The organism is Nocardioides caricicola, assembly GCF_039541135.1.
Taxonomy (GTDB): Bacteria; Actinomycetota; Actinomycetes; order Propionibacteriales; family Nocardioidaceae; genus Nocardioides; species Nocardioides caricicola.
Genome location: NZ_BAABFQ010000007.1, coordinates 575,599 through 597,866 on the forward strand (window position 1 = coordinate 575,599; position 22,268 = coordinate 597,866).

General features: G+C 71.7%; 17 protein-coding genes. 9 read left to right on the forward strand and 8 right to left on the reverse strand.

Translation table 11 applies throughout. The annotated features are described in order from the left end of the window. The first annotated feature begins 62 nt into the window (after window positions 1–62). Entirely contained in the window at window positions 63–2,429 is a 2,367-nt protein-coding gene (locus tag ABD875_RS16940) for a hypothetical protein (protein ID WP_345180305.1), read from the forward strand. Here the strand turns inward: ABD875_RS16940 and ABD875_RS16945 are convergent. The 6 genes from ABD875_RS16945 to ABD875_RS16970 all read right to left on the reverse strand — a co-directional run bounded on the left by ABD875_RS16945 (window position 2,416) and on the right by ABD875_RS16970 (window position 10,069). Then, window positions 2,416–2,916: an O-acetyl-ADP-ribose deacetylase gene (locus ABD875_RS16945; protein WP_345180530.1), complete on the reverse strand. Its 501-nt coding sequence runs from the start codon at window positions 2,914–2,916 to the stop codon at window positions 2,416–2,418. The two genes, ABD875_RS16940 and ABD875_RS16945, sit on opposite strands and share 14 nt — an antisense overlap. After that, window positions 2,913–3,917, reverse strand: a complete 1,005-nt coding sequence (locus ABD875_RS16950) for a DNA topoisomerase IB (RefSeq protein ID WP_345180307.1) — start codon at window positions 3,915–3,917, stop codon at window positions 2,913–2,915. Before ABD875_RS16950 ends, ABD875_RS16945 begins: the two co-directional genes overlap by 4 nt. Further along, window positions 3,901–4,866, reverse strand: a complete 966-nt coding sequence (locus ABD875_RS16955) for a hypothetical protein (RefSeq protein ID WP_345180310.1) — start codon at window positions 4,864–4,866, stop codon at window positions 3,901–3,903. Before ABD875_RS16955 ends, ABD875_RS16950 begins: the two co-directional genes overlap by 17 nt. Continuing rightward, on the reverse strand, window positions 4,866–6,065 hold the full coding sequence (locus ABD875_RS16960; RefSeq protein ID WP_345180312.1) for a class I SAM-dependent methyltransferase: 1,200 nt from the start codon (window positions 6,063–6,065) through the stop codon (window positions 4,866–4,868). Before ABD875_RS16960 ends, ABD875_RS16955 begins: the two co-directional genes overlap by 1 nt. A gap of 79 nt (window positions 6,066–6,144) precedes the next feature. Beyond that, entirely contained in the window at window positions 6,145–8,814 is a 2,670-nt protein-coding gene (locus ABD875_RS16965; protein ID WP_345180313.1) for an FAD-binding and (Fe-S)-binding domain-containing protein, read from the reverse strand. Window position 8,815: 1 nt separating this feature from the next. Further along, window positions 8,816–10,069, reverse strand: a complete 1,254-nt coding sequence (locus tag ABD875_RS16970) for a hydroxyacid-oxoacid transhydrogenase (protein WP_345180316.1) — start codon at window positions 10,067–10,069, stop codon at window positions 8,816–8,818. 59 nt (window positions 10,070–10,128) lie between these two features. Here ABD875_RS16970 and ABD875_RS16975 point away from each other — a divergent pair, with 59 nt between their 5' ends. From ABD875_RS16975 to ABD875_RS17010, 8 genes are all read left to right on the forward strand, one after another. Then, window positions 10,129–11,298, forward strand: coding sequence for a glycoside hydrolase family 5 protein (locus ABD875_RS16975; protein ID WP_345180318.1), 1,170 nt, complete (start codon window positions 10,129–10,131; stop codon window positions 11,296–11,298). Between the two features lie 200 nt (window positions 11,299–11,498). After that, window positions 11,499–11,756: a hypothetical protein gene (locus ABD875_RS16980; RefSeq protein ID WP_345180320.1), complete on the forward strand. Its 258-nt coding sequence runs from the start codon at window positions 11,499–11,501 to the stop codon at window positions 11,754–11,756. Further along, window positions 11,753–13,882 carry a glycosyltransferase gene (locus ABD875_RS16985; RefSeq protein ID WP_345180321.1) on the forward strand — a complete coding sequence of 710 codons (2,130 nt, stop codon included), beginning with the start codon at window positions 11,753–11,755 and terminating at the stop codon, window positions 13,880–13,882. Before ABD875_RS16980 ends, ABD875_RS16985 begins: the two co-directional genes overlap by 4 nt. Next, on the forward strand, window positions 13,879–15,612 hold the full coding sequence (locus tag ABD875_RS16990; protein WP_345180324.1) for a hypothetical protein: 1,734 nt from the start codon (window positions 13,879–13,881) through the stop codon (window positions 15,610–15,612). Before ABD875_RS16985 ends, ABD875_RS16990 begins: the two co-directional genes overlap by 4 nt. Beyond that, the gene (locus ABD875_RS16995; RefSeq protein WP_345180325.1) at window positions 15,609–16,454 is read left to right on the forward strand and encodes a hypothetical protein; all 846 of its coding nucleotides are present in this window, start codon (window positions 15,609–15,611) and stop codon (window positions 16,452–16,454) included. The genes ABD875_RS16990 and ABD875_RS16995 overlap by 4 nt, the downstream gene beginning before the upstream one ends. Then, entirely contained in the window at window positions 16,451–17,647 is a 1,197-nt protein-coding gene (locus ABD875_RS17000; protein WP_345180327.1) for a hypothetical protein, read from the forward strand. Before ABD875_RS16995 ends, ABD875_RS17000 begins: the two co-directional genes overlap by 4 nt. After that, window positions 17,644–19,080, forward strand: coding sequence for a PstS family phosphate ABC transporter substrate-binding protein (locus ABD875_RS17005; RefSeq protein ID WP_345180329.1), 1,437 nt, complete (start codon window positions 17,644–17,646; stop codon window positions 19,078–19,080). Before ABD875_RS17000 ends, ABD875_RS17005 begins: the two co-directional genes overlap by 4 nt. After that, on the forward strand, window positions 19,077–20,096 hold the full coding sequence (locus tag ABD875_RS17010) for a hypothetical protein (protein ID WP_345180331.1): 1,020 nt from the start codon (window positions 19,077–19,079) through the stop codon (window positions 20,094–20,096). Before ABD875_RS17005 ends, ABD875_RS17010 begins: the two co-directional genes overlap by 4 nt. Here ABD875_RS17010 and ABD875_RS17015 read toward each other — a convergent pair. Both ABD875_RS17015 and ABD875_RS17020 read right to left on the reverse strand, forming a co-directional pair. Beyond that, entirely contained in the window at window positions 20,059–20,958 is a 900-nt protein-coding gene (locus tag ABD875_RS17015; protein WP_345180333.1) for an NUDIX domain-containing protein, read from the reverse strand. The two genes, ABD875_RS17010 and ABD875_RS17015, sit on opposite strands and share 38 nt — an antisense overlap. After that, on the reverse strand, window positions 20,958–22,193 hold the full coding sequence (locus ABD875_RS17020) for a geranylgeranyl reductase family protein (protein WP_345180336.1): 1,236 nt from the start codon (window positions 22,191–22,193) through the stop codon (window positions 20,958–20,960). Before ABD875_RS17020 ends, ABD875_RS17015 begins: the two co-directional genes overlap by 1 nt. Window positions 22,194–22,268 lie beyond the last annotated feature (75 nt).

Below are 22,268 nucleotides of genomic sequence, written 5' to 3' on the forward strand. Positions count from 1 at the left end.
CCGATAGACGATCTAGCAGACGACTCACGGATGAGTCGTCCGGACAGTCATGGAGTTCACGGATGAATTCGCCCAGGTCCCCTCGTCGCCTCGTCGCGCTCCTCGCGGCCACCACCCTCGCGATCGGTGGTGTCGCCGTCAGCGTCAGCACGCTGGCCGACCACTCGCGCGAGGGCACCTACGCCGACGTCTCGGACGTGTGGGCGCAGTGTGACGAGGTGATCGTTCCCGCGGAGCCGGGCGCGCCCCAGGGTTGCGCCCACGCGGACGAGCCTCCGATGGGCGTCGACCTGGACAAGTACGTACCGACCTCGGTCCTCGAGGAGCGCGAGGGCGGCGCGGCCGCCGCCGTGGCTGCCGCCGAGGACGAGGGGATCCCGGTGCCCGCCGAGGTCGCGGCCGTCTCCGACGAGGTGGAGTGCGACGGCGACGGCACCTCGGGCTTCCGGACGCAGGCCATCTACATGGTGACCGCCGACAAGCCCAACCGGTACGCCGACCTCGCCGACGACATCCAGCAGTGGGCTGCCGGCGTGGACACCGTGTTCAACCTGTCCGCCGCCAAGACCGGCGGCGTGCGCAACGTCCGCTACGTGACCGAGGACAACGGTGACGGCACCTGCTCCGCGAAGGTCCTCAACGTCACGGTCCCGGCCGGCTCGTTCGCGTCGTTCAACTCCTCGATCGCCGCGCTGCAGAACCTCGGCTACAACAACCCCAACCGCAAGTACCTCATGTGGGTCGACGGCAGCGGCTTCGGCATCTGTGGCATCGCGGTGACCTACCCGTACAGCACCCCCGCCGACCAGTCCAACCCCAACAACGGCCTGTACCCGCAGTACGCCCGCACCGACGCCCCCTGCTGGGGCCAGGGAGGTACGGCGACCTCGCACTCCGTGGAGGCGCACGAGCTCGCGCACACGATGGGCTCGGTGTTCAGCGACGCCCCGCACGGGACCAACGCCGGTCACTGCTACGACGAGTCCGACACCATGTGCTACGCCGACGGTGGCGGCAAGGCGATGCAGCAGATCTGCGCGACCGACCAGGAGCACCTGCTCGACTGCAACGACGACGACTACTTCTCGACGTTCCCGACCGGCGGCTCCTACCTGGACACCCACTGGAACGCCGCGGACTCGCGGTTCCTGATCGGTGGCGGGGACGGCTCGGGCGGCGGATCCTCCGGCGTACCGACCAAGCTCGGCGGCTCGATGACGGTCAACAACCCGGCCGTCGCCGGCCTGCCGACCCAGGTCGCGCTGAGCCTCGAGGTGCCTGCGGGGCGGACGACGACGATCGCCTGGACGTCGAAGCGCCGCGACTGCGTGTTCGCCGACCGGACGGCCGTGCAGACGACCGTGACCTGTGACGCCAAGAATCTGAGCGCATCGACCGTGACCGCGACCGTCACGGACTCGGCAGGCGAGACGATCGTCCGCACCATCCCGATCACCTTCTCGCTGACGCCGCGCACCGTCGCCCCGACGTTCAAGATCGACGGCTCGGACGCCGCGGCGTACGTCACGTGCGTGGGCGGCAAGGGCGTGCTGAGCGCGAAGGTCGTCGACCAGAGCACCGGTGTCGGCGTGAAGGGCATCGGCGTCACGTTCCGCAAGCTCACGGCGACCGCGTTGAAGCCGGCCAGCGCCGGCACGGCCACGACCGACGTGAACGGCGTCGCCACCTCGAAGCCGGTGTCGATGGTCGCCGCGAAGTACTCCGTCGCGACCACGCTGACCAAGGCGATCCCGAGCGTCGCCAGCTCGGAGATCGTGGTCACGATCCCGTCCGGCGACTGCGCGACCGCGGTCACCGCCGAGGTCGACGACGACACGACGAACGCCGGCGACCCGGTGACGGTGACCGGCACCCTCTCCCGCACGCCGACCGGTGCCGACGAGGCTCCGGCCGCCGGCGAGAAGGTGACGTTCTGGTACCAGTACCCGGGCTCGACCAAGTGGACCACCGCGGGCTCGGCGACGACCCTCGGCGACGGCACCTACTCGGCCGTGATCAAGCCGCTCGGGACGGCGACCCTGCAGGCGCGCTACGCCGGCAAGGTCAGCAAGACCGGCATCGTCGTGGCCTCGACCAGCGACGACATCAGCCTGACGGTCACCCCGCGGGCGACGGAGCTGACCTCCGCGCTCTCGGCGAGCACGGTCACGGCGGGCACGGCGGTGATCGTGACCGGCAAGCTCACCCAGGCCTCCGGCTCGGACATGATCCCGTTCAAGTCGTCGCGGATCACCGTGACCTACCCGCTCGTGGGCGGAAAGACCGGGACGCTGAACGTCACCACCAACACGACCGGCGACTACAAGGCGACGATCAAGCCGACCGCCTCCGGCACGATCACGATCAAGTACGTCCCGAAGCTCGGGTGGGCCGAGGCGTCCGGCACCCAGGCGGTCACGATCTCGTAGCCGCCAGGACGTCGTCGTACGTCGCGGCGTCGAACGCCACGATCCGCGCCTCGGTCACCTCGGTGGCCGAGGCGCGGAGTGTCTCCAGGGCCGCGGCGATCGCGTCGTCCTTGGGCCAGCCGTACACGCCCGCGGACACCAGCGGGAACGCCACGGACGACGCGCCGAGCTCGTCGGCGACCTCGAGCGCCCGCGTGTAGCAGGACAGCAGCAGCGACCGGTCCCGCTCGCCGGCGGTGTAGTTCGGGCCGACCACGTGGATCACCCACCGCGCCGGCATCTCCCCCGCCGTCGTCCAGCCGGCGGCGCCGGTGTCCAGCCCGCGCGGGAACCGAGCGACGCAGTCCGCGAGCACGGCCGGCCCGCCGGCCCGGTGGATCGCGCCGTCGACGCCGCCACCGCCGCGCATCGCCCGGTTGGCCGCGTTGACGACCGCGTCGACCCGCTGGGTGGTGATGTCGCCCCGCACGACCGTGATCTCCATCAGCTTCCCTTCAACAGGCGCAGGGTCGCACGCTCGAGCGCCGCCTGTCGCTCGTCGGTGGTGTCGTAGCGGCGCCGCGTGGCGCGCGCGATCGTGCGGCCCTCCTCGTAGGCGTCGATCACCCGCGGGTCGACGTACGACGACCGCGCCAGGGTCGGGGTGTTGCCGAGGAAGGACGCCACCTCCTTCATCGCGCCGGCCACCGCGCGCTTGCGCGACGCCTTCGTCTGCCCCGGCTCCTCGCTCTCCGCGAGCGCGGCGGCGGCGAGGACCGTCGCGTGCCAGGTGCGGAAGTCCTTCGCGGTGACCTCGAGCCCGGTGGACGTCCGGACGTACTCGTTGACCAGGTCCGGCAGGATCGAGCGCCACCCGCGACCGTTCTTGTACGCCAGCAGTCGCAGGTCGGACCCGCGCCGGCGGCGCATGACGTCGATCGCCTGGATCACCGTCGCGTCGTCGATCTCGATGCGGTGCTCGACGCCCGACTTGCCGACGAACTGGAACACCAGCCGGTCCTGGCGGCGCCGCACGTGCCGCCGCTCGAGGGTCGTCAGGCCGAAGGAGCCGTTGGTGTCGGCGTACACGTCGTTGCCGATCCGGAAGTACCCCAGGTCGAGGAGCCGCACCGCGGCGGCACAGGCGCGCTCGAGCGGCATCCCCTCGCGGCCGAGGTCGAGCACCACGAGCTCGCGCGCCTTGGTCAGCGCCTTGCCGAACTCCAGCATCCGGTCGAACTTCTCCGCGTCCCGCCGCGCACGCCAGTCCGGGTGGTAGAGGTACTGCCGCCGTCCCGCGTCGTCGGTGCCGACGGCCTGCAGGTGCCCGTTGTCGTACGGCGTGATCCACACGTCGGTCCAGGCGGGAGGGATCACCAGGTCCCGGATCCGCTGCACGTCCTCCTCGGGGAGCCGGTCGCCGTGCTGGTCGAGGTAGACGAAGCCGCGACCGGCGCGCCGGCGTGACCAGCCGGGCTGGTCGGGAGACGTCCTACGAAGCCGCACCATGCCGAGTGAGTTTCCGCAAGATCAGCAGCACAAACCCGGCTCCCACCGCTCCGAGCAGGAGCCACGGCCAGACCGGCTCATCGGCCTGCGCGCCCTCGACCTCCGACGGCGGCGTCGTCGCGGGCTGCTCGGGCCGCTCGGGCTGCATCGCAGCCTGCAGCTTCGGCGGCAGCTGCACCGACCGCACCTGGGTGAACTGCCCCTCGGTGCTCACGTGCACGGCGTCGCGCTCGTCGACCGCGATCCCCTCGCCCTGCCGCTGCGCGGGCAGCCTGAACGAGTCGATCGGCTCGTGCCCCGGGAACGTGTACACGGTGGCGTCCACGTAGTCGCGCAGCACGTAGTGCCGCCCGTCGGGGAAGAACGACCCGTCGGTGGCCACGCCCTTGACCTGGTCGGCGACCTCGCGCAGCCGGTTGGGCTCGCTCTCCGAGAGCGTGCGCGGCGCGGCGTACACCGTGCCGCCGAAGACGTTCTTCGAGACGACGAAGAGCTGCCCGGTCCGGGGATGGGCCAGCAGGGTCTCGGCGTCGTGGGCGTGGTCGGGGTAGACCAGCGTGTACGACGCCGGCTCGACCTCCTGCGCCGTCCGGCCGTACGGCACCCGCAGCACGGTGACCGACTCCCGGGCCGCGGAGTTGTCACCGATGTCGCCGACCCAGACGAACCCGGGCTCGGCCGGCGCGAGCGCCTCGACGTCCTCCGGCTCCGGCTCCCACGACGTCGTGCCGACGGTCCGGCCGGTCCCGTCCACCACGAACACGCGGCCCCCGTCGCCGGAGTCGTTGGTCGTGAGGAACAGCCCGCCCTGGACCACGAGCCCGCTCGACTCGACGATCGCGGGGTCCTGGAACTCGAAGTCCACCGAGGACGGCGCCGCGGCCGGAGCGGCCATCGAGCCGATCGCGAACGGCACCAGCGACACGAGCCCCAGGACGCGATCCAGCATCAGTGGAGCAGCTCCGCCAGCTTCGGCCGCAGGCCCCAGGTGGTGACCATCTCGTCGTACTCCTTGCGCGCCGAGCCGCCCTTGACCGGGGCGCCGGTGCGGACCGCGCGCAGCATGGTGTTGCGCGGCGTGTGCTGGCTCTCGACGAACTGCACGACGTCGACGCGATAGCCCTGCAGCCGCATCAGCGAGGCGCGCAGGCCGTCGGTCAGGGTGTCGGCGAGCCGCTCGCGCAGGATCCCGTGCCGGGTGAGCATCTGGTACGGCGCGGGCGTGGGCGCCTTGCGCAGCTGGGCGGAGATGTCGTGGTGGCAGCACGGAGCGGCCAGCACCAGCTGCGCGTCCCACTCGACCGCGCGCGCCAGCGCCTCGTCGGTGGCGGTGTCGCAGGCGTGCAGCGCCAGCACGACCTCGGGCGCCCGGTCGAGCTGGACGCCACCGATGCTGCCGACCACGAAGTCCGCGTCGATGCCGAGCTCGGCGGCGACCGCGGAGTTGTGCTCGCGCGACTGCTCCTTGACGTCGACGCCGGTCAGCCGGACCGGCAGCCGCTGGGACAGGAACCGCTCGGCGGCGAAGGTCAGGTAGGCGTTGCCGCAGCCGAGGTCCACGATCCGCAGCGGGTCCTCGGGCGTGGGCTTGCGCAGGTGCCCCTTCTGCCGGGCCTCGGTGATCGAGGCGTCGAGCAGCCGCAGGAACTCCTCGACCTGGCGGTACTTCGCCTGCCGGCTGGGCTTGAGCTTCCCGTTCGCGTCCGAGATGCCGAGCGCGATGAAGACGGGATCGTCCTCGGCCAGCAGCCGGGGCTTGTCGCGGTCGTGCCCACGGTCGGCCTCGACCTCGGCCTCCCGGTCGGTGGTGTGCACGACCGCCTCGAGCTTCTTGGTGACCCGCACCTGGTGGCTCTGCGTCGTGGTGTCGACGTGCCAGTTGCCGAACGGCTCGTCGAGCAGGGCGTCCACGGCGTCCCGCGCGGCGTCGCCCACCGCGTGGTTGGCGGTGTGTGCCTGGGTGGCGTCGTACGACGTGACCTGCAGGTGCCGGCCGGCCTTGAGGTCGACGTAGCGCAGCTCCACGCGCCGCCAGGTCGGCTGCTCGCCCTTCTGCTTCCCGGACGCGACGGCCTTGACCAGCACGTCGGGGTCGAGGATGAACCCGCGCATCCGGTTGAGGGCGCGCAGCAGCGGCTCGTTGCCCATCAGACGACCGCCGCGATGATCACGATCAGGAGCAGCGCCACCAGCGCGATCGGGATGACGAGACGGCGCTGGCGGGGAGTCACTTCTCGATTCTAGAAGCGAGCAGCTCCGCGAGGTGCATCGCGGGGACGTCAGCGAGGTCGTCGAGCTGGACCTTGCAGGACATGCCGTCGGCGAGCACCACCGCGTCGCGGTTCGCGCGCACCGCCGGCAGCAGGTGCGTCTCGGCCACGGCGACCGAGACTTCGTAGTGGCCCTTCTCCATGCCGAAGTTGCCGGCCAGCCCGCAGCACCCGGCCACCTGGGTCACGGTCGCGCCGGCCCTCTCCAGCAGTCGCTTGTCCGCCGCCCAGCCGATGATCGACGCGTGGTGGCAGTGCGGCTGCGCCACCACGTCGACGCCGGTCAGGTCCGGCAGCGCCACGTCGAGCCGCTCCAGGAGCTCGGCGAACGACAGCACGTCGAGGCGCTCCCCCACCATCTCCGGCACGTCGCTGCGGAGGGTGGCGAGGCAGGACGGTTCCAGCCCGACGACCGGGACCCCGGACTCGACGTACGGCTTCAGCGTCCGCACCGTGCGGGTCATGATCGCGCGCGCCTCGTCGAGCTGGCCCGTGGTCACCCAGGTCAGCCCGCAGCACGCGTCGTCGCGGATCACCCGCGCGGTGACGCCCACCGACGCCAGGAACTCGATCGCGGCAAGCCCGGTGCTCGGCAGGAAGTGGTCGGTGAACGAGTCCGCCCAGATCCAGACGTCGGGGACGACCTCGGGCACGCCCGTCGTACGCCGCAGCGTCTTGGGGGCGAAGGCCGGGATGCTGCGCCGCTGGTCGATGCCCGCGGTCGCCTTCGCCATCCGCGCGACCGGGCCCAGCCGCATCATCCGGTTCGCCAGCGGCGCGACCGGAGCGGTCATCCGGGCCCACTTCGGCAGCCGGCCCAGCAGCAGGTGGCTGCGCGGACGGCGCCGCGCGTCGGGCCCGGTGTACGTCGCGTGCAGCGCCTCGGCCTTGTACGTCGCCATGTCCACGCCGGTCGGGCAGTCGGAGGCGCAGCCCTTGCAGGCCAGGCAGAGGTCGAGCGCCTCGTGCACGGCGGGATCGGCGAAGCCCTTCACGAGCTCGCCGTCGAGTGCCTCCTGCAGCACCCGCGAGCGACCCCGGGTGGAGTCCTTCTCGTCGCGGGTCGCGAGGTACGACGGGCACATCACGCCGTTGGTCTTGGGGGCGACGCACTTGCCGACGCCGGTGCAGCGATGGATCGCGTCCGCGAGCGGGATCAGCGGGCGCGGGCGGGCCGGCCGGAGGTCGGCGTCGAGCGGCGCCGGGTCGACGATGTTGCCGGGGTTCAGCGCGTTGCCGGGATCGCAGATCGCCTTGACCGCGCCGAACAGCGCGAGCGACTCCTCGTCGTACATCGTCGACAGCAGCTCGGAGCGCGCCCGGCCGTCGCCGTGCTCGCCCGACAGCGAGCCGCCGTGCTCCTTCAGCTTGAGCGCCGCCGCGGTCAGGAAGTCCCGGAACGACCGGCCACCGTCGTCGAAGAGGAAGTCGATGCGCACGTGCACGCAGCCGTCGCCGAAGTGGCCGTACGGCACGCCGTCGAGGCGATGCTCCTTCAGCAGCTCGTCGAAGTCGCGCAGCCACGCGCCGAGCTTCTCCGGCGGCACCGCGGCGTCCTCCCAGCCGGAGTACGCCGGCCGCGACAGCGACCGGGCAGCCAGCCCGGCGCCGTCCTCGCGGATCCGCCACAGGGCGGCCGCCTCCGGGCCGTCGGGGACCACCCGGTGCTCGAGCGCCCCGCCCGCGGCGATCACCGCGGCGGTCTCGGCCGCCGGCACCTCGACGAACAGCCAGCCCGCGCCACGCGGCAGCGCCGGCGCGCCGGGGACGAGGTCGACGATCCGCGAGTCGAGGCCCTCGCACGCGGTCATCGACGGCGCCACCGCCAGCAGCGCCGGGACCGCATCGGCGGCCTCGGCCATCGACGGGTAGCCCAGCACCACGAGGTGCCGGTCCGGGTCGTCCTCGACCAGCCGCACGGTCGCCGAGCGCACCACCGCCAGCGTGCCCTCGGAGCCGACCAGGAATCGGTCGACGTTGCGGCCGTTCTCGGGCAGCAGGTGCTCGAGCGAGTAGCCGCTGACCTGGCGGGTGAACCGGCCGAAGGACGTGCGGATGTGGCCGAGGTGCTGGTCGACCAGCGCGCCGAGCCGCGCCTCGACGTCCGCAGCGCCCGGGCCGTAGGCGACGTCGAGCCCCAGGACGTTGTCGGACGTCCGGCCGTAGCCGAGCGCCCGGGATCCGCACGCGTTGTTGCCGATCATCCCGCCGATCGTGCAGCGGGTGTGGGTCGAGGGGTCCGGGCCGAAGCGCAGCCCGTGCGGCGCGGCCGCGCGCTGCAGGTCCGCGTGCACGACGCCGGGCTGCACGACCGCGGTCCGCGCCTCGCGGTCGATCGAGACGACCCGGTTGAGGTGCTTGAGCGTGTCGACGACGATGCCGGTGCCGACGGCGTTGCCCGCGATCGAGGTGCCGGCCCCCCGCATCGTCACCGGCGCGCCGGTGGCCGCGGAGGCGTCGAGGACGGCGTCCAGCTCGTCGGGGTGCCGCGGGCGGACGACCACCTGCGGGACGACGCGGTAGAGCGAGGCGTCGGAGGAGTAGAGCGCCCGGGTGAGCGTCGAGTCGTCGACGTCGGTGACGCCCCGGTCGCGCAGCGCGGCGACGAGATCGGGGCTGACGGTCACCTCACCAGTGTTCCATCGAGCCGCGGAACACAGACGCGAGGTCCTCATCCGTGGGACGCCGCGGCGCGGTCGCGAGCAGCCGCTGCTGCTGCAGCGCCCCGCCCACCAGGTCCGCGACGTCGGCCTCGCCGTACCCGACCTCGGCGAGGCCGTTCGGGATGCCGATGTCGCGCATCAGCGACGTGAGCACGGAGGGCAGCGCGTCGGGACCGTCCGCAGCACTGGGATCGAGCAGCCGGGCGGCGCGCAGATGCCGCTCGGGCGCGGCCTCGAACGTGAAGCGGAACGCCTCGGGAGCCGTCAGCGAGACCGCCATCCCGTGCGGCACCATCACGTCCGGGTAGCCCTCGGGCCGGTAGTCGCGGACCCGGCCGGCGATCGGGTAGGCGTTGGCGTGCGGGATGTGCACGCCGGCGTTGCCGAAGCCCAGCCCGGCGAACGTCGCCGCCATCGCCATCTGCTCGCGAGCCGCCTCGTCCGAGCCGGTGCGCACCGCGGTGCGGAACGCCCCGGCGAGCAGCGAGAGCGCCTTCTCCGACCACATGTCCGCGATCGGGTTCGCGCCGCAGTACGGCACCCGCTGCTCGGGCTGCTTGGCGTCGAAGTCGGCGTACCACCGCGCGGTGTAGCTCTCGAGCGCGTGGCACAGGATGTCCATGCCGGACGCCGCGGTCACCAGCGTCGGCTGGCTGAGCGTCAGCGCGGGGTCGACCACCGCGAGCGTCGGCCGCAGCGCGGGATGGCTGATCCCGGTCTTCACGTGCAGGGCCAGCACGTCGAGCACGCAGATCGTGGTGCTCTCGGCGCCGGTCCCCGTCGTGGTGGGCACCGCGACCAGCGGCAGCAGCGGCTGGCTCGGCGCGAGCGCCTTCCCGACCGGCGCGTTGATGTAGTCCATCAGCTCGCCCGGGTTCGTGGTCAGCAGGTTGACCGCCTTGGCGGTGTCGATCGACGAGCCGCCGCCGATGGCGAGGATGGCGTCGAACGGCCCGGCATCGCGCGCGAACGCGATCGCCGCGTTCATCGAGTCGTCGGTCGGCTCGACGTGCACCTGGTCGTACGTCGTCACCTCGACCCCGCGCGCCGCGACCTGCTCGGCGATGCGCGCCGGGTGCCCGGTCGCCGCGACGCCCGGGTCGGTGACCAGCAGCACCCGGCGGGCGCCGTACGCCGCCAGGTCGTGGCCGACCTCGGCGGACGCGCCGGTGCCGAACTTGAGGGCCGGAGCGGCGTACGTGAAGACGGTCTCGCTCATTCGCCCAACATAACGGCCCGGGCAGACCGTACGATTGCGGTGCTTCGAGGGGGGGCTCCATGCGATACGCGCGCTGGATCGCGCTGGCCGCGGTCATCGTGCTGCTGTCGGGCGGTGCGCTGTACGCCCAGATGCGCCCGCCCGTGTCCGCGGAAGGGGTCGCCGAGACCGGCGCCGCGCACCCGGTCGTGCAGGGCAACCGGATCGTCGACGCCCGCAGCGGGCGCGAGTTCGTGCCGCGCGGCGTCAACTGGAGCAGCTTCGAGTACGCCTGCGCCCAGGGCTGGGGCATGTCCTCGCTCGACAGCGTCGTGGCGCGCGATCCCGCCGTCGCGCAGGCGAAGGCGATCGCCCGGTGGGGCGCCAACACCGTGCGGCTGCCGCTGAACCAGGACTGCTGGCTCGGCACCCGCGGCGCACCAGTCAGCGACCAGTACGTCGAGCGCACCGTCGAGGGCTACCGAGCCGAGGTGCACGACTTCGTCACCGCGCTCAACCGCGAGGGCGTCGTCGTGATCCTCGACCTGCACAGCCGCAAGCGGATCGGGCAGCCCGAGTTCGGCAACCTCGCGATGCCCGACTCCGAGTCGATCGCGTTCTGGACCTCGGTCGCCTCGGCGTACCAGGACAACCCGTCGGTGCTGTTCGACGCGTTCAACGAGCCGTACTCACGGTGGAACGCCAGCAGCACCCGCTACCTGTTCGACCTGACCTGGCAGTGCTGGCGCGACGGCGGCTGCCGGGCACCCATCGAGGACGACCAGAGCGCCACCGTCGCCCGGGTGACCTACGTCGTGCAGGGCATGGACGCGATGGTGAGCGCGATCCGCAACGCGGGCGCAAGCCAGCCGATCCTGCTCGGCGGCCTGGACTACGCCAACGACCTCTCGCACTGGCAGGAGTTCGCGCCGGACGACGACCAGCTGATCGCGGCGTTCCACTCCTACGACTTCAAGGAGTGCGGCACCGAGAAGTGCTGGGACGGCGTCGTCGGCCGGCTCGCCGACAGCGTGCCGGTGCTGACCTCCGAGCTGGGCGCCGAGGACCCGACGGGTGGCTACGTCGACGACTACCTGGCGTGGTCCGACGAGCACAACCTCGGTGCGCTGTTCTGGGTCTGGGCCGACCACCCCGCCGACCCGATGGCGCTGGTCGCCGACGACAAGGGCCGGCCGACGGCGTACGGACGCCTCGCCCGCGACTGGCTGACCGGCCACACCGGCGGCTGAAATCCACACCTGATGCACGGCTCGGCAACGCTTCGTCCACAGATTCCCCACGGTGGACCAGACCGGCCCAGGACCCCTCGGGAAGGGGTCTACCTTTACCGCATCGGACTCACCATTTGGTGAACGGCGCGCGACCTCGCGTGTCAGCATGAAAGGCGAAGGTCTCGGGAGAGGCTTCACCGAGCAGGGGGGATTGCATCATGACGGTGCAGGCGAGCTCGTCGCGCTCAGCGACCAAGTCGCTCGGCTCCGCCTTCGTCAACCTGCTGATCACGCTCGTGATCTGCATCGCGGTCCTGCTGGCGTTCCTGATCGCGCCGCTCGTCGCCCTCGGCCTGGCCTACCTCGCCTACGTCGTGTGGCGGCCGCGCAGCAAGAAGTCGAGCGGCCCCGCGGCCCCCGGTGAGCCGCGCCAGCCCGGCACGGCGTCCCACGGCTTCGGAGCTGGTGCGTCGTGACCACGATCCAGACCCGCACCAACCCCCGGCTGACCGACGGTGTCGACCCGAAGCTGCGCTTCCTCATCCCCGAGGGCATCTGCCGCACGTTCCGGGTGATGCCGTACGCCGCCGTCGACGGCACGGTCCTCGTCGCCGCCGCGGACGCCGACGACAACATCACCGCCCACGTCGTGGCCGAGCGGATCGACCGCCCGGTCAGCCTGGTCCGGCACACCGTCAACGAGATCGTCGCGGCGATCGACGCGGTCTACCCGCCGCAGGAGACCGAGGTCGAGTCGCCCGAGGCCCGTCGGGCCCGGATGCAGATGGCCCAGATGCTCACCCGCAGCGGGCTGATCACCGACGACCAGCTGCAGCGCGCCATGCTCGAGTACTCCCGCACCGGCGATCCGCTCGGCGACATCCTCGTCTCGCACGAGGCGATCACCGAGGACGTCCTGGTCGCCGCGCTGTCGGAGATGTACCAGATGCAGCGCGTCGGGCTCGCCGAGTTCACGCCCGACCTCGAGGTCGCCCGCCGGCTGCCCGAGCCGCTCGCCCAGGAGTTCCAGGCGGTGCCCGTCGCCGCCACCGACGACCTGGTCCTGCTCGCCGTCGCCCGCCCGCTCGACACCGAGCAGGCCGCCGAGGTCGAGGAGGCGCTCGGCTCGCCGTTCCGCCAGCTGCTGGCGAACCGCACCGAGCTCGACCAGCTGATCCAGCGGGTGCACGCCCGGCACTACGCCGAGGTGTCCACCCGGCTGCTGATGGAGACCCGGCCCGAGGACTCCGCGCACGTCGTCATCTCGGGTGGCCAGAAGGCCGGCCTGGTGATGACGCTGATCGTGCTCGTCGTCTGCGGCGTGATCTGGCCGCTGGAGACCGCGATCGGTGTGGTCGCGTTCTGCAGCCTGCTCTACCTGGTGGTGTCGTTCTACAAGTTCCGCCTCACGCTGCGCGCGCTCGGGACGCACCTCGAGACCGACGTGACCGACGAGGAGATCGCGGCCCTCGACGAGCGGCACCTGCCGATCTACACGATCCTCGTCCCGCTCTACAAGGAAGCCGCGATCGTCCCGCGCCTGGTGCGCGACATCAACGCGCTGGACTACCCACGCACCCGCCTCGACGTGAAGCTGCTCTGCGAGGAGGACGACGAGGAGACGGTCGACAAGATCCGCGCGATGCAGCTCCCGCCGCACTTCCACCTCGTGGTCGTGCCCGACAGCCAGCCGAAGACCAAGCCGAAGGCGTGCAACTACGGCCTCCAGCTGGCCACCGGCGAGTACACCGTGATCTTCGACGCCGAGGACCGCCCCGACCCGGACCAGCTGAAGAAGGCGATCATCGCCTTCACCCGGGTCGACGACAACGTCGTGTGCGTCCAGGCCAAGCTGAACCACTTCAACCAGGACCAGAACATGCTCACGGCGTGGTTCGCCAACGAGTACTCGATGCACTTCGAGCTGATCCTCCCGGCGATGGGCGCGGCGGAGTCGCCGATCCCGCTCGGTGGCACCTCCAACCACTTCGTGACCGCCAAGCTGCGCGAGCTCGGCGCCTGGGACCCGTTCAACGTGACCGAGGACGCCGACCTCGGCATCCGGCTGCACCGCGAGGGCTACCGCACCGCGATGATCGACTCCACCACGCTGGAGGAGGCCAACTCCCAGATCCCGAACTGGATCCGTCAGCGGAGCCGGTGGATCAAGGGCTACATCCAGACCTGGCTGGTCCACATGCGGCACCCGTTCGCGCTGCTGTCGCAGACCGGGATCCGCGGGTTCATGAGCTTCAACCTGACGATGGCCAGCGCGTTCGTGCTGCTGCTCAACCCGATCTTCTGGGCTCTCACGACGCTGTACGTGTTCACCCAGGCCGGCATCATCGAGAGCCTCTTCCCGGGCGTCATCTTCTACACGGCGAGCGCGCTGCTGTTCGTCGGCAACTTCGTGTTCGTCTACCTCAGCCTGGCCGGGAGCCTGCAGCGCGGCGAGTTCGGCCTGACCCGGACCGCCCTGCTGGCACCGCTGTACTGGGGCCTGATGAGCTGGGCCGCCTGGAAGGGCTTCATCCAGCTGTTCACGAACCCGTTCTACTGGGAGAAGACCACCCACGGCCTCGACGAGGGGTCGAACTCATGACCACCACGACGAGCGCGACCACGAGCACCACCGCGAGCACCACGACGAGCACCGTCACCGTCGTCCACACCAAGGAGCGCCTGAGTGGCGTCGTGCAGGCGGTCGGCCGCCGCAACAACGACGTACCGCGCCGCTGGTGGGAGAGCTTCCTGGTCTTCGCGTTCTTCACCGTCGCCTACACCTGGTTCGGCCACTGGGTGGTCGTCGACATGCACGTGGTCGGCTTCGAGACGCTCGACCGGCTGAACCGCGCCCTGATGGTGTGGCACAACGAGCCGGCCAAGCTGTCCGCGATCGGCTTCGACTACCCGCCGCTGGCCACGCTGCTCATCGCCCCGCTGGCGGTGTTCCGCGGCTTCGTGACCTCGATGATCGTCGTGCCCCTGGCGTCGGCGCTGTTCGCCGGCATCACGATGGTCGCGTTCAACACGATGATGCGCCGGGCCCTGGTCAGCGGCCCGTTGCGCTACGCCGTGCTGCTCGCGCTCGGCGCCAACCCGATGGTGCTGCTCTACGCCACCACCGGCACCCGGCACTTCGTCTGGATCGCCTTCCTCGCCACCGGCCTGGGGGCCCTGTTCGCCTGGTACATCACCGCGGACGTGCGGTTCGTGATGCTGGCCGGCATCGCCTACGCGTTCGCGGCGCTGTCCGGCTACTCCAGCCTCACGTTCTTCGTGCTGAGCGCGATCATGATCGGCGCGATCCTGGCCCGTCTCGGCGCCGACGGCACCGAGGTCGAGGGCACCGTCGTGGGCTTCGGCGCGCCCACGGTCTACGTGATCGCGCTCTGGACCGTGTTCAACCTGATCCTGCTCGGCCGGCCGTTCGCCTGGATCACCCGCAGCAGCGACTCCGCCTCCTCCGGCGGGCTCGACCAGTTCTCGGGCGTGGAGCTGCTCCGCGCCACCGGCGAGCTGGTGCTGTACGGCGCTCCGATCGCGATCGTGGTGCTCCCGGCGCTGATCTTCGTCGGCTTCGCGCGCGGCAACCCCTTCGCGCTGTGGCTCGGGGTCCTGCTCGGCGCGGCGATCCTGACCCCGGCGATGGCCATCGTGCTGCGCCTGACCGACTCGCCGATGCTGATGCGCAACGCGCTGCCGATCCTGCTGCTCTCCATGGTGGGCGCGATCTGGCTGGCGAGGTCGGCCGACGAGGGCAGCACGCTCGTGGCCGCCCTGATCGTCGTCGGCCTCGTGATCAGCATCCCGTGGACGCTGCAGCAGATGAAGACCTACCGGTACCAGAACCTCGAGGCGCCGTTCGCCGCCGCGCTCACGACCGGCGAGTCGCAGGAGGGCGCGGAGACGCTCAACAACGAGAAGGTCGGCGTCGAGTCCGAGCAGGCGATGGCGACCTACATCCGCAACAACATCACGCGTGAGGACTCGATCCTCACCGACAACGCCCAGACCTACGCCGTGATGATGCTGACCGGGCACCCGGAGTACTTCTTCGACCGCGTCGACGAGAGTGACGGCCCGTGGAAGGTCGCCGCGCGCGACCCCGCGAAGTACGTCGACTACATGCTGATCCCGACCTCGGACAACGGCGACCTGCTCTACAAGCTCTACCCGGAGGCCGCCGCCGGGTCCGACCCGCGGCTCCAGGTCGTCTACCGCACCCCGCGCTACGTCCTGGTGGGCGTCCCCGCGGACTACCGGCCCGACGCCGCCCCGACCACCTCCACGACCTCTCTCACCACCGACGAGGAAGGGGACGCGTCATGACCGACGACCGCGCATCACGCATCGCGCCGCCGCCCTCCGTCGACGACGTGCTGTCGTCGCTGCTGGACGAGACCCGCATCGGCAAGGTGGACTTCACCGCCAGCCTCGGCGAGCCCGCGCCCGAGCGTCGTGAGCCCCCTGCCCCGGCGCCGACGCTGCGCCGGGTCCCGCCGCCGCCGGCACCGGTGATCGCCGAGCCGGTCCACGAGCCGGTCGCCGAGGAGCCCGAGCCCGAGCCCGAGCCCGAGCCGGAGCCGGAGCCTGAGCCCGTCGTCGAGGAGCCCGTGGCCGCCGAGCCCGAGCCCGAGCCGGTCGTCGAGGCCGTGAAGCCCGCCAAGTCGAAGAAGCTGCGCGCCGCAGCGAAGGCCGACAAGCCCGCGCCCGTCCTGGAGCTGGCGCCAGAGGCGCCCGCGGACCCCGAGCCCGAGCCGGTCGCCGAGACGGAGGACGCGCTGCCGCCGGCGGTCGCGCCGGTCGTCCAGCGTGACGTCGCCCGGGTGGTCGAGGAGGTCGCCGAGGGCGTGATCGCCCGGATGCACGCCGCCGAGGAGGCGGTGCTGCGCCACATCGAGGCGATGGAGGTCGAGGCCAGCCGGCGCTACGAGCTGGTCACCGCCCAGGCCGAGCTCGACGCCGAGCTGATCCGGCTGCAGTCGCGCCGTGAGGCGCACGCGATCATCAGCGCCGCGCGGATGCGCGCCGGCGAGATCGACGACGTCGACGACGACCCGGACGGCGAGGGACACCGCCTGTCGGTGTTCAGCGACTCGGTCGCGCGCGTCGCCGACACCACGGAGTCGAGCCTGGCCTCGGCCCGGGCCCGCCGGAGGGATCGGACATGAGTACCCAGCACAGGCGGCGGGCTCGGTACGCCGTCGCCGTGACCGCCGCGTTCGCCGTGCTGCTCGCAGGCTGCGGTGGCGACGGCGATGGCGACGGCGAGGACGAGAGCGGCCGCTCGCCGGGCGACGTCGTCGTGACCGTCGACCCGGAGGAGTCCACCGGCGTCATCGTGCCCGAGCGGCAGTTCTTCAGCGACGACTCGCCGTGGAACCAGCGCATCGACACCGCGCAGATCGCGCCGAACTCCGCGAGCATGATCGAGCTCGCGCACTACCGGATCGGCGTCTACGAGGGCCCGACCGGCCAGACGATCACCCGCAAGCTGCGCATCGACGAGGGCGTGTACATCAACACCGACCGCTGGACCGTGCCGGTCGTCGCGGGCGGCACCCCGACGTCGCTGGTCTGCCGGCAGCTCGTCTGCGGCGACGGCGCGAACACCACCGTGCTCAACATCCCCGAGGACGTCGACCCCGACCCGCGCTACGACGGCTGGTACACCGTGTTCGACACCAGCTCGTCCACGGCGTACGACCTGTGGCGCGCGCGCCGCGAGGACGACGACACGATCTCGTACAACTACATGCGCAAGTGGGACCTCAACGGCCCCGGCTACAGCGAGGCCTACCACGAGGGCGCCCGCGGCTCGGGCCTGCCGCTGTTCGCGGGCCTCATCCGCCCGCGTGAGCTGCAGTCCGGTGAGATCCGGCACGCGCTCGCGATCAGCCTGCCCGGACCGGCCGCCGGCTGGTTCGTCTCCCCGGCGTCGTCGACCGACGGCAACGGCCGCAACGGCTCGATCCCGGAGGGGGCCCGGATCCGCCTCAAGCGCGACGTGGTGCTGCCGGCACCGGTCGACCCGCGCACGGGCAAGCCGATCAAGCTGACCCCGCTGCAGCAGCGCCTCGCCGACGCGATCGTCGCCTGTCTGCGCACGTACGGCGCCATCGTCGTCGACCGCGCGGCCGTGCCCACGCTCTACGCCCAGCGCGACGCGACCAACAACCTGATCCGCGGCAACGAGCTCCAGGGCCTGCGCCTGAGTGACTTCGAGGTGCTGCCGCTCGGCCGCCGCTACGTCTACCCGCCGGACCGCGACGTCGTCGCAGGCGAGCTGGTGGTCGACCCGACCACCACCGCCTCGCCCACCGAGTCGCCGACCAGCTCCCCCACGGGCGAGGTGACCCAATGAGCCGCCAGCGCCTGTTCGGGACCCTCGCCGCCTGCGCGGTCGGGCTGGCCCTCGTCACCGCGTGCTCCGAGCCGAACGACAACGCCAGCGACTCGGTCAGCCAGGACCAGGCCGCGAACTTCCGCGACGAGCAGGCTCAGCTGCAGGAGGTCCAGCGGGCGCACGACGCGCTGCCGGACCGCCCGACCGGCGTCGTCAGCATCGACGGCTCGACCGGCGGCTCGCTGACCGCGCTCGAGGTCGGGCTCTACGAGGCGACCCCGAACGCCGCCGAGATCCAGGTCGCCGACAACGGCGAGGACCAGGCGTTCCAGGAGCTCTGCTCCGGCCAGATCGACCTCGTCGACTCGGCGCGCCCGATCAGTCGCGCCGAGTGGGAGGCCTGCCAGGCCGTCGGGCTCGACGTCGTGCAGTTCCAGGTCGCCGCCGAGGCGATCGTGGTCGCGATCAAGTCCGAGACCGACGTCGGCGCCGACTGCCTGTCGGTCGACCAGGTCCGCGACCTGTACCGCGCGGGCTCGCCGCTGACCAACTGGAGCCAGCAGCCGCTCGGCTTCGACGACGTACCGCTCAAGGTCGGTGGCCCGAGCCCGGAGAACAACGGGTTCGGCTTCTTCGGTCGCTACGTCCTCGACGCCCCGGAGCCGTCCCAGGTGGACCTGCGCTCGGACTACTTCCTGGCCCGCACCGACGAGGAGGCGCGCCGATTCGTCGTCGGCAACCCGGCGCTCGCGGCCCGTGTCGCCCGGTTCGACGACGTGAGCCGGCACCGGGCGCAGTCCGACCAGGCCGTCCAGGACGCCCGCAACGAGCTGCTCGCTGCGCGGGAGGAGCTCGCGATCGCGCTCTCCGAGCGTGAGAAGGGCATCCGCGACGAGCGCAGCGCGGCCGACAAGGCCAAGGACCAGCGACGCGTCGACCGTGCCTACGAGCGGCGCTCCGCCGCGGTGATCCGCTACAACCGCATGAAGAGCCGCTACGACGAGTGGGACAAGGTCTACCGCGGCGTCAGCGACGCGCGCCGGCTCTACGCCGCCTACCGCGGTCACGTCGCCTACTTCCGGTTCAGCTACTACAACCTCTTCGAGGACCAGCTGCGGCCCTTCGAGATCACCGACTCCAACGGCCAGATGAACTGCATCTTCCCCAGCCAGCGCACCATCGTCAGCGGGGAGTACCCGCTCGCCCGCCAGCTGCTGATGACCACGACCACCGACTCGCTGCAGCGGGCCGAGGTGCGGGACTTCATGATCCACTTCCTGCGCAACGCCCAGGACTCGGCGAGCGAGGCGCGGCTGGTGCCACTGACGGCCGAGACCGTCGAGCTGGAGCTGGCCTGGCTCAACGGCGAGCAGGCGCCGCTGCTGGTGGCTCCCGACGACGACGCGACCGCTCCGGCCCAACCGGTGCAGAGCGAAGTGCCTGCGCGATGACCCCACGGGCCACGCGCCTGGCAGCACTGGCGGTGCCCGTGCTGCTGGCCCTCGCGGTGCTCGGCGTGGGACCGACGTACGCCGGCGCCGACCGGGCCGGCGAGCGCCGGCTCCAGGTGTCGGACAAGGTCCGGGTGGTCTGGCACGGCGAGCAGCCCCGACCGAAGTACCAGAAGGTCGTCGACGTGCCGGGCATCGGCCAGACCGAGCTCATCTGCCGGCCGAACAACACCATCCTGCGGATCCGCGCCAACGACCGGCGCGCCGAGACCCAGATGTGGATGGCGAAGTTCGAGACCAAGAACGGCCGCAGCGTCGTCGCCGTCAAGACCTTGCGCATCTACACGTTCGACACCGCGGCCGACGACGGCACCGGCGGCACGGGATGGCAGGCCCACGAGGGCCTCAACCAGTGGAACCCGATCGAGGACTTCAGCACCGGGTCGGCGTACGGCGTGATCAGCCAGCGCCCGGGCCGCCACAACCGCGGCGGCGGGCCGCTGGCGCTGCCGGCGACGTCGTTCAAGCTGAACTGGTGGTGGGAGCGGTTCGCCTACCCCGGCAGCCAGTACTGCAAGATGACGCTGAAGCTGCACACCGACACCGAGCGGCAGTTCGGGCTCAGCTGGCACGGCGACGACGAGGCCGCGAACACCTCGACGAGCTCGACGCCGATCCCCGGCTTCGGCACCGCGCAGCTGCGCTGCGAGACCGGCCGCAACGGCACCCGCTCGGTCGCCCTGGCCACCGACGACCCGAACGCCTTCATGGACTACGAGTACATCACCGAGGAGGGCGCGGTCACCGACCACGTCGTGCACTACAAGAACCTCGGCCGCGACCCGTTCACCGGGCTCGTCGGGCCGGTCCCGGTCCCGACCAACGGCATGATGCGGATCTGGTGGTCGGTCGACGGCGTCAAGAAGGCGTGGGTGCTGTCGTCGTACGTGAAGGGCAACAGCGCCGCCCGCCCCGAGCTCAACTACTGCGAGATCGCCGCGGCTCCGCTGCCCTGAGCGCCGCCCTGACCACCTCGAGCACGGGCAGTGCGCCGGACTCGACGTCCGCCACCGGGACCCACGCCACCGCGTCGGTGGTGCCGCCCTCCTCGACCAGCCGCGGCTCGGCGTCGTCCTCGATCGTGGCGGCGAACACCAGCCCCACCGAGTGGAAGTCCTCGAAGCGCCCCGAGGGGGCCGTCCCGCTGAAGTGCTCGTCGTGGACGGCGACCAGCTCGCCGACCCCGCACTCGACGCCGCACTCCTCGCGGACCTCGCGGACCAGCGCCGAGCGCGGCGGCTCGCCGTGGTCGACACCGCCGCCCGGCAGCGTCCACGAGCCCGTGTGGAAGCCGCGCGCGGAGATCCGCACCAGGAGCACCGCGTCCTCTCGACGGACCAGTGCGTAGGCACCGAGCCGCTGGTGCCGGTAGGGGCGGTGGTCGGCCAGCGCCTCCAGCACCATCGGCGCGACCGGGACCGTCCCGTCGAGGACGGACGCCAGCGGCTGCCACGCCGCCTCGACCGTCGAGCCGTCCACCTCGACCACGCGCGGAGCCGGCGAGTCGACCGGCACCCAGCCGTCGTACACGATCCGCAGCGCGTGCGCGTCGACGCGGTGGCCGTCGCGCCAGACTCCCGGCAGGTGGGCGGAGTAGACGCGGGCCGTCTCACCGATCTCGACGTCCAGCCCCGTCTCCTCGTGCACCTCGCGCACGACGGCGTCGCGCGGGTCCTCGCCGTGGTCGAGCCCACCGCCGGGCAGGGTCCAGAGCTCGTCGGCCGAGATGGCCGGGGACAGCCGGCTGAGCAGGATCCGCTCCCCGCTGAGGATCACGGCGTACGCCGCGACCCGCTGCCGCTTCGGGAGCCCGGACATCAGCTGAACGGCGGGCGGTCGTCCAGGGCGATCGAGCGGCGGCCCGCCCAGCGCCACACCCGTGCCGCGCGGTCACGGTCCTCGTCGGTCACCAGGTTGCCCATCCAGCGCAGCGCGAGCGTCATCAGCCAGTCCGAGCGCATGCCGGCCGGTCCGAGGGTCGGCAGCAGCCGCGGCACCGTGACCAGCCCGGCCAGCCGCCGGGCGATCGAGAACGACTCGCCGTAGTGCTCGCGCAGCAGCGCCGGCCAGAGCACCGAGAGGTCCTCGTGCTCCGCCAGCATCTCCGCCACCAGCCGGCCGGTCTCGAGGCCGTAGTCGATGCCCTCACCGTTGAGCGGGTTCACGCAAGCGGCCGCATCGCCGATCAGCGCCCAGTTGGGCCCCGCGACGTTCGACACCGCGCCACCCATCGGCAGCAGCGCCGACGTCGGCATCCGCAGCTCGCCGGACAGCTTGAACTCGTCCCGACGCTGCTCCGCGTAGTGCGCCATCAGCGGCTTGATCGCGATGTCGGCGGGCCGCTTCGCGGTCGCGAGGGTGCCGACGCCGAGGTTCACCTCACCGGTGCCGAGCGGGAAGATCCAGCCGTAGCCCGACAGGATCTTGCCGTCCTCGCCGCGCAGCTCCAGGTGCGAGCTGATCCAGGGGTCGTCGGACATCTCGGAGGCGACGTACGACCGCCCGGCCACGCCGTACACGGTCTCGCGGTGCCACTCCCGACCGAGCGCCTTGCCCAGCGGGGACCGCACGCCGTCGGCGACCACCAGGCGCCGGCAGCCGATCTCGACGGGCCCGTTCTCCGTCTTGAACACGACCGCACTGACCCGGTCTCCGTCACGTCGTACGTCGACCGCACGGTGCCCGTCGACCGCGATCGCGCCGGCCTTGATCGCCGTGGTCCGCAGATGATCGTCGAGCTCGGTGCGCGCGACCGCCGAGCCCCAGTCGGGCAGCGACCCACCCGGCCACGGCAGCAGCAGGGTCTGGCCGAAGCCGTGTGCCCGCAGACCCTGGTTGACCGTGTGCGCACGCAGCCAGTCCTCCAGACCCAGCCGCTGCAGCTCGCCGATCGCCCGCGGCGTCAGCCCGTCGCCACACGTCTTGTCCCGCGGGAACACCGCGGCGTCCACGAGCACCACGTCCGCGCCGGCGCGGGCAGCCCACGCCGCGGCGGCCGACCCGGCCGGGCCGGCACCCACGACGAGGACGTCGGTCTGCGCGGGAGTGCTCACCCTCCTAGTGTCTCAGGCCGCGCGCGTCACCGTGGCATGCGGTCGGCCTTCTGGCACTCCCGGCCGGCATCGTCA